15 protein-coding genes are annotated in these 17,786 nt (G+C 68.6%); 3 read left to right on the top strand and 12 right to left on the bottom strand.

Annotated features, from left to right (window positions below; translation table 11 throughout):
• On the top strand, nucleotides 1-367 hold a 367-nt coding region (locus H3O04_RS24625), incomplete at its 5' end, for a helix-turn-helix domain-containing protein (RefSeq protein WP_202588622.1).
• A gap of 59 nt (nucleotides 368-426) precedes the next feature.
• On the opposite strand, the gene H3O04_RS24620 is transcribed toward H3O04_RS24625, so the two are convergent.
• Nucleotides 427-870, bottom strand: coding sequence for a GNAT family N-acetyltransferase (locus tag H3O04_RS24620; protein WP_078041429.1), 444 nt, complete (start codon nucleotides 868-870; stop codon nucleotides 427-429).
• A gap of 141 nt (nucleotides 871-1,011) precedes the next feature.
• Between H3O04_RS24620 and H3O04_RS24615 the strand changes: the two genes are divergently transcribed.
• Nucleotides 1,012-2,451 (top strand): MFS transporter, encoded by a 1,440-nt coding sequence (locus H3O04_RS24615; RefSeq protein ID WP_078041889.1) that lies wholly within the window; start codon nucleotides 1,012-1,014, stop codon nucleotides 2,449-2,451.
• Between the two features lie 223 nt (nucleotides 2,452-2,674).
• Here the strand turns inward: H3O04_RS24615 and H3O04_RS24610 are convergent, their stop codons facing one another.
• Nucleotides 2,675-3,145 (bottom strand): winged helix-turn-helix transcriptional regulator, encoded by a 471-nt coding sequence (locus H3O04_RS24610; protein ID WP_202588621.1) that lies wholly within the window; start codon nucleotides 3,143-3,145, stop codon nucleotides 2,675-2,677.
• Between the two features lie 153 nt (nucleotides 3,146-3,298).
• On the opposite strand from H3O04_RS24610, the gene H3O04_RS24605 reads away from it, so the two are divergent.
• Nucleotides 3,299-4,534, top strand: coding sequence for an MFS transporter (locus H3O04_RS24605; RefSeq protein WP_078041427.1), 1,236 nt, complete (start codon nucleotides 3,299-3,301; stop codon nucleotides 4,532-4,534).
• A 72-nt stretch (nucleotides 4,535-4,606) separates the two neighbouring features.
• Here the strand turns inward: H3O04_RS24605 and H3O04_RS24600 are convergent, their stop codons facing one another.
• The 10 genes from H3O04_RS24600 to H3O04_RS24555 all read right to left on the bottom strand — a co-directional run bounded on the left by H3O04_RS24600 (nucleotide 4,607) and on the right by H3O04_RS24555 (nucleotide 17,427).
• Nucleotides 4,607-5,773: a glycosyltransferase family 4 protein gene (locus H3O04_RS24600; protein ID WP_078041426.1), complete on the bottom strand. Its 1,167-nt coding sequence runs from the start codon at nucleotides 5,771-5,773 to the stop codon at nucleotides 4,607-4,609.
• Entirely contained in the window at nucleotides 5,773-6,957 is a 1,185-nt protein-coding gene (locus H3O04_RS24595; protein WP_078041425.1) for a glycosyltransferase family 4 protein, read from the bottom strand. Before H3O04_RS24595 ends, H3O04_RS24600 begins: the two co-directional genes overlap by 1 nt.
• Nucleotides 6,954-8,420: an O-antigen ligase family protein gene (locus H3O04_RS24590; protein WP_078041424.1), complete on the bottom strand. Its 1,467-nt coding sequence runs from the start codon at nucleotides 8,418-8,420 to the stop codon at nucleotides 6,954-6,956. The genes H3O04_RS24595 and H3O04_RS24590 overlap by 4 nt, the downstream gene beginning before the upstream one ends.
• Before the next feature lie 10 nt (nucleotides 8,421-8,430).
• Nucleotides 8,431-9,576, bottom strand: a complete 1,146-nt coding sequence (locus H3O04_RS24585) for a glycosyltransferase family 4 protein (protein WP_202588620.1) — start codon at nucleotides 9,574-9,576, stop codon at nucleotides 8,431-8,433.
• 43 nt (nucleotides 9,577-9,619) lie between these two features.
• Nucleotides 9,620-10,579 carry a glycosyltransferase family 2 protein gene (locus H3O04_RS24580; RefSeq protein WP_011548194.1) on the bottom strand — a complete coding sequence of 320 codons (960 nt, stop codon included), beginning with the start codon at nucleotides 10,577-10,579 and terminating at the stop codon, nucleotides 9,620-9,622.
• Nucleotides 10,580-10,638: 59 nt separating this feature from the next.
• Nucleotides 10,639-12,870 carry a polysaccharide biosynthesis tyrosine autokinase gene (locus H3O04_RS24575; protein ID WP_202588619.1) on the bottom strand — a complete coding sequence of 744 codons (2,232 nt, stop codon included), beginning with the start codon at nucleotides 12,868-12,870 and terminating at the stop codon, nucleotides 10,639-10,641.
• Between the two features lie 50 nt (nucleotides 12,871-12,920).
• Nucleotides 12,921-14,099 (bottom strand): polysaccharide biosynthesis/export family protein, encoded by a 1,179-nt coding sequence (locus H3O04_RS24570; RefSeq protein ID WP_012338500.1) that lies wholly within the window; start codon nucleotides 14,097-14,099, stop codon nucleotides 12,921-12,923.
• Entirely contained in the window at nucleotides 14,093-14,536 is a 444-nt protein-coding gene (locus tag H3O04_RS24565; protein WP_011548197.1) for a low molecular weight protein-tyrosine-phosphatase, read from the bottom strand. The genes H3O04_RS24570 and H3O04_RS24565 overlap by 7 nt, the downstream gene beginning before the upstream one ends.
• 30 nt (nucleotides 14,537-14,566) lie before the next feature.
• Nucleotides 14,567-15,979, bottom strand: a complete 1,413-nt coding sequence (locus H3O04_RS24560) for a UDP-glucose dehydrogenase family protein (protein ID WP_006479486.1) — start codon at nucleotides 15,977-15,979, stop codon at nucleotides 14,567-14,569.
• Nucleotides 15,980-16,053: 74 nt separating this feature from the next.
• Entirely contained in the window at nucleotides 16,054-17,427 is a 1,374-nt protein-coding gene (locus H3O04_RS24555) for an undecaprenyl-phosphate glucose phosphotransferase (protein WP_012338501.1), read from the bottom strand.
• Nucleotides 17,428-17,786: the final 359 nt, after the last annotated feature.

Below are 17,786 nucleotides of genomic sequence, written 5' to 3'. Positions count from 1 at the left end.
CCTGTGCGACGCGCTGCTCGACGACGCGGGCATCGCCGCGCCCGCGTCGGGCCTCGATTTCGCGCGCATCGACCGCTGGCTGCGCGCGCGGCTCGCCGACCCGCTGCGCATCGCCGATCTCGCCGCGCACTGCGGCTACGGGATGCGCCGGTTTCATCAATTGTTCGTCGACGCCTTCGGCGAAACCCCGCATCGCTACCTGCAGCGGCTGCGGCTTGACGCAGCAGTCGTGCTGCTCGCCGACGGCCGGCATGCGCTGGTCGACATCGCGGGCAGCGTCGGCTTCGCGGATCAGAGCACGTTCACGCATGCGTTCACCAAGCGCTTCGGCGTGGCGCCGGGACGCTGGCGCGGCGAACGGCATTGAACGGTCAAGCGGCGCCGGTTTTCCCGCGATGGCGGATGCGGCGGCCGCTCGCCCCGGCATCACGGCCGGACGCGCTTCGACAGCCGCTGTCCGTCCCGCGTGAAGCCGTACCGCGCGTAAAAGCGGTGCGCATCGAGCCGATGGTCGCCGCTCGTCACCTCCAGTTTCACGCACCCCACCGACTCGAACCAGCTGTGCGCCGCTGCGATCAGCGCGCCGCCGACACCCTGCCCGCGACAGCCTTCGTCGACGACCAGACTCGTGATGCGCCCGAGATTGCCGTGCGCGTGAAATAGCGCAAGCGCATGCAGGCTGATGCAGCCGACCACGCGATGCGCGATCGTCGCGACCAGGATGCGGTCGACCGCGCTCGGCAGCAGTGTTGCCAGCTTGTCGCGGATCATCGCGGGGGGCGCATCGTAGCCAAGCTGGTGCATCAGCCGTGCGATGTCGGCGTGATCGGCGATCTGCGCGTCGCGCGTCGTCAGGTTGGAGGGAGTCATCCGGACAGGCCTGTCGAAAGTCGATGTGCGCGGTGGCATGCGCCCGCCGCATTGCCATGTTAATCGCCGCGCACGGGCCGCGTATCGACGCTTCACATCCCGCTGAAACATCGGATGTCCGTCGCCGCCTACGATGGACGCATGGATACGACCACACCGTCCCCCGCTTTCCCGCCCGCGCTGGCGCGCATCGTCGCCACCGTCAGCATCGGTTTCGTCGTCACGCAGCTCGACGTGACCATCGTCAATATCGCGCTCGCGCATCTCGCCGCCGATCTGCACCTGCCGGTCGCCGGCCTGCAATGGGTCGTCGATGCGTACACGCTCGCGTTCGCGGTGCTGATGCTGTCGGCCGGCGCGCTCGGCGACCGCTTCGGCACACGCCGCCTGTATGTCGCGGGCCTCCTGCTGTTCGCGTTCGCGTCACTCGCGTGCGGCGCCGCCGTCGCGCCCGCGATGCTGATCGCGGCCCGCGCGCTGCAAGGCGTCGGCGCCGCGGCCATGCTGCCCAATTCGCTCGCGCTGCTCAACGACGCGTGCCGGCATGACCCGCGCCTGCGCGCCCGTGCGGTCAGCGGGTGGACGGCGGCCGGGTCGATCGCGATCGCGGCCGGCCCGGTCGTCGGCGGCCTGCTGATCGCCGCGTGGGGCTGGCGCGGCATCTTCCTCGTGAACCTGCCGCTGTGTGCGGCGGGGCTCGCCGCCACGTTCGCGTGGGTGCCGGTGCGCCGCGCGCAGGCTGCCCCGGCGCGCTCGGCCCGTTCGCTCGATCCGCGCGGCCAGTTCATCGCGATCGCGATGCTGACCGCGCTGACCGGCGCCGTGATCGAATGGCGGCCGCTCGGCTTCACGCATCCGGTCGTGGCCGGCGGTTTCGTGCTGGCAGCGCTGGCCGCGCTCGCGTTCGTCGCGGTCGAATCGCGTACGGCCACGCCGATGCTGCCGCTGTCGCTGTTCCGCCACCCTGCGTTCAGCGCGGCCGTGCTGTTCGGGATCTGCGTGAACCTCACGTACTACGGCACCGTGTTCGTGCTCGCGCTGTACCTGCAACGCGCACGCGGCGAGTCGGCGTTGCAGGCCGGGTTCGCGTTCCTGCCGCTCACCGGCGGCTTCCTGCTGTCGAATCTCGCGAGCGGACGCGTCGTCGCCCGCCACGGCCCGCGCGTGCCGATGGTGGCCGGCGCGCTCGTCGCCGCGCTCGGCTACGGGTCGCTGCATTTCGTCGATGCCGCGACGCCGCTCGGCGTGCTGCTGGTGCCGTTCCTGCTGATTCCGTCGGGCATGGGCTTCGCGGTGCCCGCGATGACGACGGCCGTACTCGCCTCGGTCGCACCCGAGCGGGCCGGCATCGCGTCGGCCGTGCTCAATACCGCGCGGCAGGCCGGCGGCGCGATCGGCGTCGCGGCGTTCGGTGCGCTCGCCGGCGGCGGCGGTGCAGCGCAGGTCGTCAGCGGGTTGCGGATCGAAACCGTCGTGTCGGTCGCGCTGCTGGTCGCCGCCGCGCTGCTCGCGACCCGCGTGCGGACCGATGCGGATCGCGGTGCGCCGCGGTCGCGTCAGGCCTTGTCGGCGCACGATTGAGCGCGTGCGGTCATGCGGCGCCGGGGTCGGGCTGGATCAGGTGACGCCACGGAAAGACGTTACGCCCGAAGTGGCTCACGTGCCCACCGCGGCTCGCCTGAATCACCATGAACTGCAAGCGCGGATGCGGCGCGTGCAGCGTGTCGGGTGCATCGAGATCGAGACAGGTATTTCCAGATACAACGCGGGAGCTGCTGGCCGGCCGGGCCATCGCGCCTGATGCTCATCGCCGTGTCGCGCTCGCCTCGTCGTCGACCTTCCTGACGACCGTGTCGGCCGCCTTCACGGGCCGGCCGTCGTCGTGCCGCAGCGCGAGCTTGCGGATCGCACGCCCGGTGCCGCGATCGACCAGCACCGAATGCCGCTCGTCGCGCGCGAACAGGTTGGCCTCGCCCCACTGCCGCAGCATCACGATGACCGGAAACAGCCCTTCGCCCTTTTTCGTCAGCACGTACTCCTGATACGCGGTGCCGTCCGACGCCGGCACGACGTCGAATACGCCCGCGTCCACCAGCATCTTCAGCCGGTCGGACAGGATATTGCTCGCGACGCCGAGACTCGCGCGGAAATCGCCGAAGCGGCGCACGCCGTCGAACGCATCGCGCACGATCAGCAACGCCCAGCGATCGCCGACGATATCGGTCGCGCGCGCCACCGGGCACGGCGAATCCGCAAGACTTTTCTGCCTGGCCATCTTTCTCTCCGCAATCGTGCCGGCCGCCTTCGCGGGCATGCCGGCCATCCGTGCACGGGCCTCAGGCCCGCCACCCAACAAGTTGCATTTTAAAACTACTTTCCCTACACTCCAACCTAGTTTCAAATTGCAACTACATTGCGTGAGGAACCCATGGAATCGTCCTGTCATTCCGGCACCGTTGCATCGAACGCGTCGACCGACGCGATCCATCCGGCCGAGGACGGCCGCCTGTCGTCGGCACGCGTCGCCCTGCTGGCTGTCTGCTGCGCGGCGAGCGTCGCGAACGTCTACTACGCGCAGCCGCTGCTCGATTCGATCGCACGGGATTTCGGCGTGTCGCAGGCCGCCGTCGGCGGCGTCATCACCGCGACGCAGCTCGGCTGCGCGCTCGCGCTGCTGTTCGTCGTGCCGCTCGGCGACCTGCTGAACCGCAAGCGCCTGATCGCCGTGCAGCTCGTGCTGCTGAGCGCGGCCTGCATCGGCGTGGCCACGGCACCGACGCGTGGCGCGCTGCTGGCCGGAATGGTCGCGGTCGGGCTGCTCGGCACCGCGATGACGCAAGGGCTGATCGCGTGCTCGGCCGCCCTCGCCGGTGCGGGCGAACGCGGGCGCGTGGTGGGCGCCGCGCAGGGCGGCGTCGTGGTCGGACTATTGGCCGCGCGCTCGCTGGCGGGCGTCGTCACCGACATCGCGGGGTGGCGGGCCGTCTATCTCGTGTCGGGTGCGCTCGCGATCGCGATGCTCGTCGTGCTGTCGCGGCTGCTGCCCGATATGCGCGAACCGCGCGCACGCATCGGCTACGCGGCGCTGCTGCGCTCGATGGTGTCGCTGCTGCGCGACGAACGCGTGCTGCGTGTGCGCGGCGCGATCGCACTGCTGATGTTCGCGGCGTTCAGCATCTTCTGGAGCGCGCTCGTGCTGCCGCTGAGCGCGCCGCCGCACGCGATGTCGCACACGCAGATCGGCGCATTCGGCCTCGTCGGCGCGCTCGGTGCGGCGGCGGCGGCCCGCGCGGGCCGGCTCGCGGATCGCGGGCGCGGCGAGGCGACGACCGGAGCGGCACTCGCGCTGCTCGCGTGCGCGTGGCTGCCGCTCGCGTTCGGCAATACGTCGATTGCATGGCTGATCGTCGGCATCGTGCTGCTCGACGTCGGCGGGCAGGCCGTCCACGTCGTCAACCAGAGCATGATTCTTGGTGCGCGGCCCGATGCGCATGCGCGCCTCGTCGGCTGCTACATGCTGTTCTATTCGGCCGGCAGCGGGCTCGGTGCGATCGCGGCGACGATGATGTATGCGCGCGCCGGCTGGACCGGCGTCTGCGTGCTCGGCGCGGGGGTGAGCGTGGCCGCGCTCGGGGTGTGGGTGGCGACGCTGCGGCGCGCGTGAGGCGCGCCGGCAACGTCGCGGCGCATGTCGGTCCCGCTGCGGTTCGACGCACACGGTGCGCGCCGCGAACGTTCAGCCTGCCGCCTGAATCGCCTCTTCGTACACGCCGGCCACGCGCCGTGCGATCACCGCATTGTCGAAATGATCGCGTGCATAACGCTTGCATGCGGCCTCATCGGGCAGCGCGATCGCACCCGACAGCGCGCCGCCGAGCCCTTCGGCAATTGCATCCGCGCCCGTCGACGGCAGCACGAGATCGTTCGACAACCCGGCGACCGCCTCCGGCAGCCCGCCGACCGGCGTGACCAGCACCGGCGTGCCGGACGCCAGCGATTCGACGGTGATCAGCCCGAAGCCTTCGAGCGCGACCGTCGGCACGACACTGACCGTCGCCGCGCGATACAGCGCCGCGAGATGATGGTCGGGCACGAAGCCGAGCAGCTTCACGTTGTCCTGCAGCCCGGCTTCGTCGATGCGCTGCTGCAGTTCCTCGCCGATCTTGCCCTTGCCGGCGATCAGCAGCAGCACGTCCGGATGGCGGCGCTTGACGACGCCGATCGCGTCGATCAGGTCCTCCAGCCCCATGCGCCGCACGAGTCGGCGCACGGCCAGCACGATCGGCCGGTCCTGCGGCAGTTGCAGCTTGTGCCGCGCCTCGGCGGGCGTGAGCGGCGTGTCGAACTGCGCGGTATCGACGCAGCCGGGAATCACGCGCACGCGCGACGGATCGATCCCGTACCGGTTCGTCAGGATCTGGCCGAACGCCTGCGACAGCACGATCAGCCGCGACGAGCGCGTATACACCGCCTGTTCGAGATAGCGCTTCGCGCGCTGCCCGAGCGACGCGGCGCCCTCGACCTGGCTTTCGTCGGCCCACGGCCCCTGGAAGTGCGACACCTGCGGAATCCCGCGCGTCACGTCGAGGCCCGGGAACGTGTACAGCGCGAAGTGCGACGAAATCACGTCCGGCCGCGCGCTGCGGATCTCGTCGCGCAACGCGCGCCGCGCGGCGAGCATCCGGCGCGCGAGCGGCTCCGACGCGGGACCGAAACCCTGGATCGCCCCGCCCGTGTCGTCGGCGACCTTCGGCGAGCCGGCCACGAGCCCGCGCACCTCGACGCCCGCGCCGGGCAGCGCGCCGACGAGCGAGTAGTACATCCGGTCGAGGCCGCCCGCGCGTTCGGGGAACCAGTGCATGCCGATCTGCAACGATTTGATCGGCCGGGAAGAGTGGGACATCACGGTTGCTCCTGCGTGATTGCATGCTCGACCCGCTCGAAGGCGGACGGCTGCGTGGGTTGGCCGATGCGCCGGTAAAGCGCGACGTACTGGGCGCCCATGTGCGCCCAGCCGAAACGGGTCATCAGTTCGCGGGCCGCGTCGCCCATCGCGCGACACGTGTCGCGCGACGCCGCGAGCGCGCCGATCGCCTGCGCGAGCGCGGCCGGATCGTCCGGGTCCTCCAGCACGATCCCGCATTCGCGCGTGATGATTTCCGCGCCGCCCGCCGTGCGCGCGGTGACGACCGGCAGCCCGGCCGCCATCGCCTCCAGCAGCGACAGGCTCATCGCTTCGTAGCGCGACGGAAAGACATACGCGTCGACCGAGCGCATCAGCGTCGGCATGTTCTTCACGAGCCCAAGGAAATGCACGCGCGAATCGATGCCGAGCGCGCGCGCCTCCTCCGGATACGGGCTGCCGGGCAGATAGCCGGCTACCGCCAGATGCACGTTGGCGGGCAGCTTCGTCAGCGCCTTCAGCACGGTGCCGAGGTTCTTGCGCGGCGTGCGCAGGTCGCCGACGAACAGCAGCAGGAACGCGTCGTCCGGCAGCTTGAACGCCGCGCGATCGGCCTGCGCGCCGGCGAACGCGCTGCCGTCGACGCCGTTGTAGATCACGCTGATCTTGCGGCTGTCGATGCCGAGCCCGGCAATCTCGTCGGCCACCTTCTGCGACACGGCGGTGATCGCGCGCGAACGCTTGTACGCCCAGCGCTCGAGCACGGTATTCACGCGCGTGTAGACGTACTGGTAGGCCGACCACAGCCCCTTCGCGGGCCCGAACGGATAGTACGGACTCTTGAACCAGCCACCGTGCACGAAGTGCGCGGTATTGACGTCGGCCTTGATCCACGAGATGAAGCCGTTCACGTGCAGTACGTCGTATTCGCTACGGTGCGCGCGCAGCCACGCCGCGCTTTTCAGCGCGAACACCTGCTGCTTGACGAGATTCGACGGCCAGAAGCCGCCGACCTTCACCGGCACCCAGCGCACGCGCGGGTCGGCCAGCAGCTCGGGCGCGACATGCGACGCGACCAGCGTGACCTCGTAGTTCTCGGCCAGCGCCGCGCGCGCGATTTCGTAATTGACGCGGCCCTGCCCGTCGTTATGTCGCACGACGTGCGTGACGATCGCGATTCTCAATGGTCGCCTCCCCGTGAACGCGCGGCGGCCAGCAGGCGTTGCGCCTTCTGCCAGTGCGCCGCGGCAAGTATCGAAAAAATGGCTGTGAACATCAGCAGGCCGCCGGTGCCGATCAGCGAGTTCGTGAACACGAGCATCGCGAAGGTCGACAGGCACAGGCTCAGGCACGCGCCGACGAACTTGTCCTTGCGCAGCTTGAACGCCGCGCGCAGCGTGCGGCCGAACAGCATCACGACGCCGGCGAGATACAGCAGCGTGCCGGGCCAGCCGAGCACGAACGGCACGTTCATCACGCCGCTGTCGAAGCTGCCGTACTTGCCGAGTTCGCCGCTGTCGCTCGACAGCTTCGTGGACGCGCCCGTCGCACCCATTCCTTCGCCGGCGACGTCGGTAAACGCCGTCTGCGCGAAGGTCGCGTAAAACTTGTTGCGGTCGTCGTAGCTGCGGTCGTCCTTCAGGTTCGTGATCGACTGCAGGCGCGCGCCGAGCCGGTCGGCCACCGGCCCGACGGTCAGCAGCGGCACGCACAGCCCGACCAGCACGACGCCGCTGATCAGAATCCGCATCCGCACGCGGTTGCTCGATTGCACGAGCTGGATCGCGAGCGCGATCACCCAGCCGCCCCAGGTCGAGCGCACGAGACACAGCGCGAACGACACGAAACCGGCCGCGCCCGCGAACCAGCGGATCTTCTGCGGCGCGACCAGCACGAACACCAGCGCGCCCATCATCGCGAACGCGAACGGCCCGGACGAATTCATCGTGCTGAACACGCGCACGCCATACGGCACCGGCTCGCCCTGCGAGCCCATCTGCGAGCCGACCATCCACAGCACGTCCCACTGCGGCATCACGAAATACTGCACGACGCCGTACACGCCCATCACGAGCATGCCCCACATGAAGGTGGACAGCAGCACGTCGCGATACTCCGGATAGTTGCGCGCGTTCACCATGATGTGAAAGCCGATCAGGATCGGGTACAGCCAGTTCGCGAGGTCGTAGGTCGCGGCCATCACGCCGCTCGACACGATCCCGACCAGGTACGCATACACGAGCCCGAACAGGATCAGCAGCACCGGAATCCCGCGCCGCTGCGCGAGCACGCGGTAATGCCTGACGAGCCCCAGGCCGGCGATCATCGTCACCGCGAGCGGCGCGACCTGGATCAAACTCGTCGGCGTGAACGCGCCCTTCGACCAGTCAGCCAGGCGCCGCACTTCCGGGCTCAGGAACCACACCCACCACATGAAGCCCACGTAGCGTGCCGGGCTCTTGAAATACAGCCAGATGCCGACCCCGATGGCCAGCACCGGGAATACGAGCGTCAGCACCTTGCCCTGGTGGACGGCGATCAGCGCGGCGGTCAACGCCCACAGCCCGGCCTGCCCGGCCCAGTGCTTCGGCTCGGCGAACCAGCTGCGGGCGCGCGACGGCGCGCGTTCGGCGGCAATCGTACTCATCGATCCGCGCTCACTGCGACGACGCGCTCGAATCGGCGAGCGGCATCGCGACGCCGGCCGGCGCGGGCGTGCGGCGCCGGCGCAGCATGTCGCGCGTGATCCGCACGTGCTGCTCGGCGAACGCCTGCGTGGTCAGGTCGCGTTCGCGCAGGCACGCAGCCGCGGCCCGCGCGCAGTCGAGCGCCGCCGCCGGATCGGCGACGAAGCGGTCGGCGGCCTGGCGCATCGCCTGCGCGTCGAACGCCGGCACATAGGCGGCCGTATCGTGCGGGAAATAGTCGCTCAGGCCGCCCACGTCGGACACGATCATCGGCTTGCCGACGGCCGCCGCCTCGAGCATCACGGTGATGCCCGACGCGTGGAAATTCGGCCGCAGCGGCACGACGATCACGTCGGCCCACGCGTACAGCTCGTGCTGCTTCGCGAGCCCCGACGCCGGGCCGATCTTCACGTTCGGCGCATGCCACTCGCGCGGCACGCGGCGGCGCGTCGCGAGCCGCACCTCGTAGCGTTCGTCGCCGCCGAACGCGGCGAGGAACGTGCGCCAGTCGCGGTCGCGGTCGTTGCCGATCGCCGCGATCCGCAGCGGCCGGTTCGGTTGCCATTGCCGCGGCTCGACCGGCGGGAAATCCTGCGTGTTGAGCCCGTAATAGACGAATTCGGCTTCGCGCCCGAGATAGCGTCGGCACAGGTCGGCGTTGTCGCGGGCGAGCGTGGTCAACGCGTCGGCGCGCGCGAGCAGCTTGCGGTACAGCCAGCGGCGCGGGCCGCCGAAACTGCCCCACTTGTCGAACAGCCAGACGCTCTGCGCAAGCAGCAGCGGGCGCTTGCCCTGCGCGCCGGCGAGCTTGAGGATCAGCGCGGCGGCCAGATGCTCCTGCTCGGTGTGCGTCCAGATCACGTCGGTCGCGAGCAGCGCCGCGCGATTGCGCCACGCGTGCACGACGTCGAAGCCGAGCGCCGCCTTCAGCGCGCGGCGCGCGACGCTCACGATGCGGTTCTCGCCGACGTCCTGCGAATAGGTCAGCCGGAATTCGTCGGATTCGGCGTGGTGATAGCCGTACAGGCAGCCGATGTCGTCGCCCTTCCGGTAGGTACGCGGATCGGCGCCATAGAACAGATGGACGTGGACGTTGGTTGCAGCCTTCGTGGTCATGCGAGCCCTCCGGATGTGGCCGCGCGCGGTGCGCGCAGGCCGTTCAAGACGTCACCGGCGGCATCGCCGCACGGTGGGGGGCAAGGTTGGTGCGACGCGCATCGCGGGCGCCGCGGCGCACCGCGCGCCAGTGCGCGAGCACGCGGGCGCGCCGCGCGGTCGGCAGCGCCAGCAGCAGGTGCGCGAAGCCCGGATAGACGCGCGTGCCGACCAGCGCCCACCACCACCACGCGATCTCGCGCCGCAGCGGCGACAGATGCTCGCGCAGGATCAGGTGCAGGTTGTGCGCGCCGTTGCTGATCGCGTTCAGCGACGCGGCATCGCGCCGGTCGTCGTCGAAGCGCTCGGCCGGAAAATGATCGACCGCGATCGCCGGGTCGTAAACGAGCTTCCAGCCTTCGCGCTGCACGTGCATGCTGAAGCCCATGTCGTTGTGCATCTGCGCGCCGGCGCCGCGCAGCCGCGTGTCGAAGCGCAGCCGTTCGATCGCTGCGCGGCGGTAGCTCATGTTTGCGCCCTTGAGCATGTCGACTTCGCGCGCGCCGCCCACGCCGAGGTGATGATTGCCGATGATCTTGCCGGACAGCGTGAGCTGGCCGACGAGTTCGCGCGATTCGTCGAGCAGACGGCCCTTCTCGTGCACCCAGTCGCGTCCGCCGACCGCGCCCACGCGCGGATCGGCCTGGAATACGGCTTCGATGCGCGCGAGCCAGTCGGGGCGCGGCGCCGCATCGTCGTCGGTGATCGCGACGATGTCGCCGTTCGCCGAGTCGAGCCCCTTGTTCAGCGCGGCGACCTGCCCCCCCACGTCGACCGGCACGATGCGCAGCGGCAGCGCGCCGCCGACCGCCGGATCGGCGAGCCGTTCGTGCGTGGCGTCGTCCTCCGGGCGCGCGACGACGATCACCTCGTCGGGCAGCCGCTGCTGCCGCTGCAGCGCCAGCAGGCAGCGCGCGAGGTCGGCGGGACGCCGGTAGGTCGGAACGAGCACGGAAATTTTCATCAAGGATTCTCCAGTCGGCCGGGCAGGCGCTCGCGCCGGCCCGGTGTCGTGAAATGCGGTCAAGCGCTCAGGTATTCATGCACGGCCGCATAGCCGCGGCCGTAGCCGTAGCCGCGCGCCTTCGGCGGCACGCCATTGAAGATCCCGCCCTCCAGGTCGACGCCCGCGGTGCGCAGGCGCTTGATCGCGTCGGCGATCTCGCCTTCGGTATGCATGCCCGAGCGCAGCACGAGGAACGTCGAACCGGCCATGCGGCCGATGATGGTCGCGTCGGTCACCGCCAGCACCGGCGGCGAATCGATCAGCACGACGTCGTAGCGCTTGCCGAGCCCTTCGAGGTATTGCGGCAGGCGCGTCGACATCAGCAGTTCCGACGGATTCGGCGGGCGCGTGCCGGCCGCGATGAACGACAGGCCCTGCACCGGCGTCTCGCGGATCGCTTCCTCGAGCGGCGACTGATCGCTCAGCAGCTCGGACAGGCCCGGCTGCACGGTGAGACCGAAGTAGCGGTCGAGCATCCCGCGGCGCATGTCGGCGTCGATCAGCAGCACGCGCTTGCCCGAATGCGCGAGCAGCACCGCGAGGTTGACCGTCAGGAAGCTCTTGCCGATGCCCGGCGTCGGGCCGGTCAGCACGATCACGCGGTTCTTCGCGTCCATCATCGCGAACTGCATCGCGGTGCGCAGGCTGCGCATGCTCTCGACGCTCAGGTCCTTCGGACGCAGGCTCGCGAGGATCGGCCGCGCACGGCTGCCGCCCTTCTCCGCCGCCGCGTCGAGCTTCACCTGCTCGGCGCTTTGCGGCACCAGCCCGTACAGCGGCAGGTTGAACGTGCGCTCGATGCGGTCCGGGTCCTCGATGCCCTGGAACAGGTTGCGGCGCAGGAACACGACGCCCGTGCCGAGGATCAGCCCGAGGAACACGGCGGCCGACAGGATCAGCACCTTCTTCGGCTTGACCGGCGCGCCCGGACGCAGCGCCGAATCGATCAGGTGGATGTTGCCGCCCGTCCCGGCCTTCTGCACCGACAGTTCCTGCACGCGGTTCAGCAGCAGCACGTAGATGTCCTCGGCGACCTTCGCGTCGCGCTGGAGCTGGACCGCCTTCACCTCGGTCGCCGGCAGGCTGCGGAAGCGGTTGCTGAACTTGTCCTTCTCGCCCTGCAGCTCCGCGAGCTGCTGCTTCGCGGCGATCACCATCGGATGCGAATCGGTGAAGCGCTGTGCGAGCGACGCGAGCTGCAGCCGCTGCGCGGCGATCTGCTGTTCGTACTGCACGCTGCCTTCGAGGTAGACCTTCGCCTCGTCGCTCGCGTTGATCGAGCCCGACGTGCGCTGGTATTGCGTGAGCGCGGCTTCCGCGCGTTCGAGGTCGGCCTTCAGGCGCGGCTCCTCGCCCTTCAGGAAGTCGAGCATCTTGGTCGCTTCCGCCTGCTTCGCGACCACGTGCTGGTTCAGGTACGACTGCGCGAGCGCGTTCGCGATCGCGGCGGTCTGGTCCGGGTCCTTGCCTTCGAGCGAGATCTGCACGACGCCCGTCTGCTTGCCCTGCTCGCTCACCTGGATACCGGCCTGGAAGCCGCTGATCGCGTCGAGATCGTTGTAGCGCACCACCGTGAACTGCGTGCCGGGGCGCGCGACGAGCTTCCGCACGAGCAGCGTCACGCCGCCGCCCTGCGCGGCTTCGTCGACGCGGCCCGCCAGCAGCCGCGTGCCGTTCTCGTCGACCAGCGAATAGGTGCCGTTCGGGCCGGCCGTCAGCGTCAGCTTCTTGCCTTCGAGCGCCGGCACGACGCTGATCGAGTCGACGTCGGCGACTTCGCCGCCCCACGCATACGACTTCAGGCCGAGCCACGGCCGCGACGGCTCGCCGGGCGTCGCGAGGCGCGCGGCGAGGCTGCCGAGCACCGGCAGCGTCTTCGGCGCGACCGAGAAGTTCAGCTTGAACTGCTCGACGACCGGCGTGACGACGCCGCGGCTCTTGATGATCTCGATTTCCGCGTCGGTCGGCGCCTGCTGCGGGCCGCTGTTGATCGACGCGCCCGTCTGCGTCTGCGTGAGCGCCTGCGACGTGTTGTCGTTGCCCTCGACCCGCACGTGCACGTCCGCCTGGTAGACCGGCTTCGCGATGAAGCAGTAGAGGCCGGCGAGCGCGACGACCGTCACCGCGATGCCGATCAGCAGCCAGATGTCGTCCATGATCACCTGGAGCAACTGGCCGAGAACGAAGTCCTCTTCCTCGGTCTTCGCGGTCAGGTCCGCGTAGGAGTGTTTCGCTTGCGTGTTCACCATTCGTTCCCGCTTGAGTGGTGCCGGGGGGCGGGCGCCGCCCCGGCGGGCTATCAGCGCGTGATTTGCCGCATGTAGAAGATCGTCTGGATCGTCGGCAGCACCTGCTGCAGCACACGGTTGAACTGCACCGAACCGGCCGTGCTGACGTAGACGACGTCGAGCGGTTGAAGCGGGAAGCGGCTCGACAGCATCAGCGCATCGGGCTGCGTCATGTCGAGGCGGTACACCTCGGGCTTCGTCGGGTTGTCGCGCATCCCGCGCATCACGTAGATCTTGCGCGGGTTCGCATCGGTGTCGAGAATCCCGCCGCCCGCGGTCAGCGCATCGGCGATGGTCAGCTTGCCCTTGAGCATCGGCACCGTGACCGGCGTCTTGACCTCGCCCATGATGAACACGCGGCTGTCGCTGCGGTCCGGCACGTTGACGATGTCGCCCGGCTGCAGCATCACGTTCTGCTTCACTTCGCCGCGATCGAGCACGCCGTTCGCGTCGAGCGTGTAGAGCTTGCCGTCGCGCGTCAGGCGCACGCGCTGCAGGTCGGCCTCGGCGGTCGAGCCGCCGGAACGCGAGATCGCGTCGACGAGCGTGAGCGGCACGTCGCTCACCGCGAGCGGGCCCGGCTGCTTCACCTCGCCCGTCACCTGCACCTTCTGGCTGCGGAACGACAGCACGCGCACGTCGAGCTGCGGATTCTTCACGTAGCGCGACAGGCTGGACGCCATCTCGTCGCGGATCTGCGCGACCGTCTTGCCCGCCACGCGGATGCGGCCGACGAACGGGAAGAAGATCGTGCCGTCGGCGGCGACCGTCTGGCCGTACGGATCGGCCTGGCCCGGCAGCGCGGTCGTATACGGCTGCTGCAGCGCGCCCGCGACCGATTGCGTCGTATTGCCGCCGCTCGAGAACGACTGGCCCTGCGGCGTCGTCAGTTCCGGGTGGTCCCACACGGTGACGCCGAGGATGTCCTGCGGGCCGACGCGATACGTGTACTGCGACGGATCGGTATAGCGCCCGGGCGGCAGCGGATGATCGACCTGCGCTTTCTGCAGCTGGTCCATCACCACTTTGGCGTCGATGTAATGAACCGGATAGGTTTCGGCCGCTTCCTGCCGGCCTTCGTCCTTCAGGTTCGACGAGTCGAGGTAGTTACCGGGCGCGGTTGCACAGGCTGACAGGAAAGTCGTCAGCGCGACGGCAAGCGCCACCGGGCGCATCGGGCGTTTCAGCATAGTTTCTGTAGCCATCCTTGAACCAGACGTTCGATCAGTGAGTAGCTCTCGCGGTAGTCGGCCTCGGGGCCGCCGTGCGGGTCCGCGATCTCGGCCCCTTCCCACTTGCCGAGCAGGTGAACCTTGCCGCGCGCGAACGGATCGACCGCTTCGACGGCCTTGATCTGTTCGCGCTCGCTGACGAGAATCAGGTCGGCGTCGCGCACGATCCGGCGCGACAGCCGCCGCGAGCGATGGGTCGTCGCATCGACACCCCGCTCGGCCAGCAGTCGCCGCATCACCGGATCGATGCCGTCGCCGTCGTTCGCGTGCACGCCGGCCGAATGAAACGTCGGGCGCGGGCCGCCGCGCGACGCGGCGTGCGACTTGAACAGCATTTCCGCCGCCGGGCTGCGGCAGACGTTCGCGTGGCAGACGATCAGGATGTTCCGGAACATGGCGTCTCGTAACGAGTGACGGAAAACGGGTTACGCGCTGGCGCGCGCGGCGCCCGGCACGCGAGCGGCGACCGCCTGGCGCGAGCCCGGCCGACCGATCGGGTGGTACTCGATGCCCTGCTCGCTCATCGTCTCCGGCTCGTACAGGTTGCGGCCGTCGAAGATCACCGGCGTCTTCCACAGGCGGCCGAGCGCGACGAAGTCCGGGCTCTTGAACGCCTTCCATTCGGTGACGATCACGAGCGCGTCGGCGTCGCGCGCGGCCTGCGCCTCGTCGTCGACGAACGAGAGGCGTTCGAGCCAGCTCGGGTGATCGGCGAGATCGAGCGCGATCACGCGGCGCGCTTCCTGCTGCGCGACCGGGTCATACGCGGCGACGCGCGCGCCGCGCGACAGCAGCTCGGCGATCAGCTCGCGGCTCGGCGCCTCGCGCATGTCGTCGGTGTTCGGCTTGAAGGCCAAGCCCCACAGCGCGAACGTGCGGCCGCTCAGGTCCTCGCCGAAGCGCGCGACGATCTTCTCGGCGAGCACGCGCTTTTGCGTCGCGTTGACCGACGACACGGCCTTCAGGATCTGCAGCGACTGGCCGTGCTCGTCGGCCGTTCGGATCAGCGCCTCGACGTCCTTCGGGAAGCACGAGCCGCCATAGCCGCAGCCGGCATACAGGAAGTGGTAGCCGATGCGCGGATCGGAGCCGATCCCGCGGCGCACGGCCTCGATATCCGCGCCGAAGCGGTCGGCGAGGTTCGCCAGCTCGTTCATGAACGAGATACGCGTCGCGAGCATCGCGTTCGCCGCGTATTTCGTGAACTCGGCCGAGCGCACGTCCATGTACAGCGTGCGCTCGTGATTGCGGTTGAACGGCGCATAGAGCTTCTTCATCAGCTCGCGGGCGCGCTCGCCCGGCACGTCGTCGTCGCAGCCGATCACGATGCGGTCCGGGCGCGTGAAATCGTCGACGGCCGCGCCTTCCTTCAGGAATTCCGGATTCGACACGACCGAGAACATCTGGTCGCCGCCGCGCTTCGCGAGCTCCTCGGCGACCGCCGCGCGCACGCGCTCGGCCGTGCCGACCGGCACCGTCGACTTGTCGACGATCACCTTGAAGCCGGTCATGTAGCGGCCGATGTTGCGCGCTGCCGCGAGCACGTATTGCAGATCGGCCGAGCCGTCCTCGTCGGGCGGCGTGCCGACCGCGATGAACTGCACGTCGCCGTGCGCGACCGCGGCCTCGATGTCGGTCGAGAAGCGCAGGCGGCCGGCCGAACGGTTGCGCGCGATGACTTCCTTCAGGCCCGGCTCGTGGATCGGTACGCCGCCGTTGTTCAGGATGTCGATCTTTGCCTGGTCGACGTCGAGACAGAACACGTCGTGCCCGATGTCGGCGAGACAGGCGCCGGTGACGAGCCCTACGTAACCGCTGCCGATGATAGTCAGATTCATGATGTGTCGGACCCCTTGACCAATGATTCGAAATTCGTAAAACCGGAATGCCCGCGTGACGCGGCGCGTCGGTGTCAGTACGCGTTGCTGCCGGTGAAGCCTTTCCACAGCGTCAGCACGACGATCTTGATGTCGAGCCAGAACGACCAGTTCTGCATGTAGTACAGGTCGAGCTTCACGCGGCCCATCATCTTCTCGATCTGGTCGGTCTCGCCGCGATAGCCGTTGATCTGCGCCCACCCGGTGATGCCCGGCTTGATCCGGTAACGGAACATGTAGCCCTTGACCAGATCCTTGTAGATGTCGTCGTGCGCGAGCGCATGCGGGCGCGGCCCCACCACCGACATCTCGCCCTTCAGCACGTTGATGAACTGCGGCAGCTCGTCGAGGCTCGTGCGGCGCAGGAACCGGCCCACCGGCGTCACGCGCGAGTCGTTCTTGGTCGCTTGCGTGACCTGGCCGGCCACTTCCTGGTGCACCTTCATCGAACGAAACTTGTAGATCTCGAACTCGTGCCCGTCGATGCCCTTGCGCTTCTGCCGAAAGAACACCGGCCCGCGCGAGGTCAGCTTGATCAGCGCCGCGATCAGCACCATCACCGGCGCGAGCGCCGTGAGCGCCGCCAGCGCGAACAGCCGGTCGAACACGAACTTCGGCAAGATCCGCACGTCGGTGATCGGCGACGCCGCGAGGTTGATCGCCGGCACGCCGAGCACCTCGACCACTTCCTGGTTGAAGAACGACAGCGTGCGCACGTCCGGAATGAAGCGGATGTTCACGAAGTCGTGGCGAAACACCGTCACGATCTGGTGAATCCGGCGCTCCTCCGTGATCGGCAGCGTGAGCCACAGCTCGCTGATCGCGCGGCTGCGCACCAGCCACACCAGCGATTCGAACTGCCGCTCGATCCGCACGTCGTCGAGCGCGACTTCGCCCGGCGCCTCGCTTTCGTCGTACACGCACACCGGGTTGAAGCCGGCTTCCGGCCGTGCCCGCATCTGCGCGATCAGCCGCCGCGCCGCCGGCGTGCCGCCGACGATCGCCACCGCCTTCAGGTTGTAGCCGCCGCGGCGCAATTGCCGCAGCACGACGTGCACGCAAGCCTTCGAGCCGGCGAGCAGCACCGTCGTCGCGAGCGCCCAGTAACCGAGCCACAGCCGCGACAGGTCGCCCGACTGGTGAAAGCTGAAACTCATCAGGATGCCCGCGAGCTCGACCGCGAGCCACGCGAACACGACCCGCCCCATCAGTCCGACGAGGCGCTTGCCGCGCCACGACTGGTAGATGCCGAAGGCCGGAAAGAACACGACGACCAGCAGGCAGTCGAACAGCACCGTCGTGCGCTGCAGGTCGCTGAGCCCGATGCTGCCGCCGTGCAGCGCGGCCGCGATCAGCGCGCCCGTCACGACCATCGCGATATCGATGACTCTCGCCAGCACGCTCAACATGTCTGTTTCCTCTTCTTTGAACAGGCGTTTGCCGAACAGCGCCTTGTGCAGCCCGTGCCGCACATTCGAATCAAACGTTGCATGACGCTATTGAAGCGACAAGAAAATTCATCCTCAAGCGCACAAGTATTTCGAAAAATAATCGGAAATTCTTGCCGCGATCTTTTTTAATTAAATCGGCAGGTTTTCCCGAATGGGCGGGAAATGGAGATTTTTTATGAGTCGTTACGCCTTCCGCTCACCCTTTGCGGGCGGTCGCGTCCGGCCGGCGCCCGGAATTATTTTTTACTTTTTTATTTCCGGCCGATGCTACCGCGGAAAATTCTCCCGGATGAATGCGTGGCGGATATCCGCCATTG

Origin of the sequence: Burkholderia sp. KCJ3K979, assembly GCF_016759955.1 — a bacterium.
Taxonomy (GTDB): Bacteria; Pseudomonadota; Gammaproteobacteria; order Burkholderiales; family Burkholderiaceae; genus Burkholderia; species Burkholderia orbicola.
This window is presented reverse-complemented; position numbering and strand designations above follow the sequence as displayed.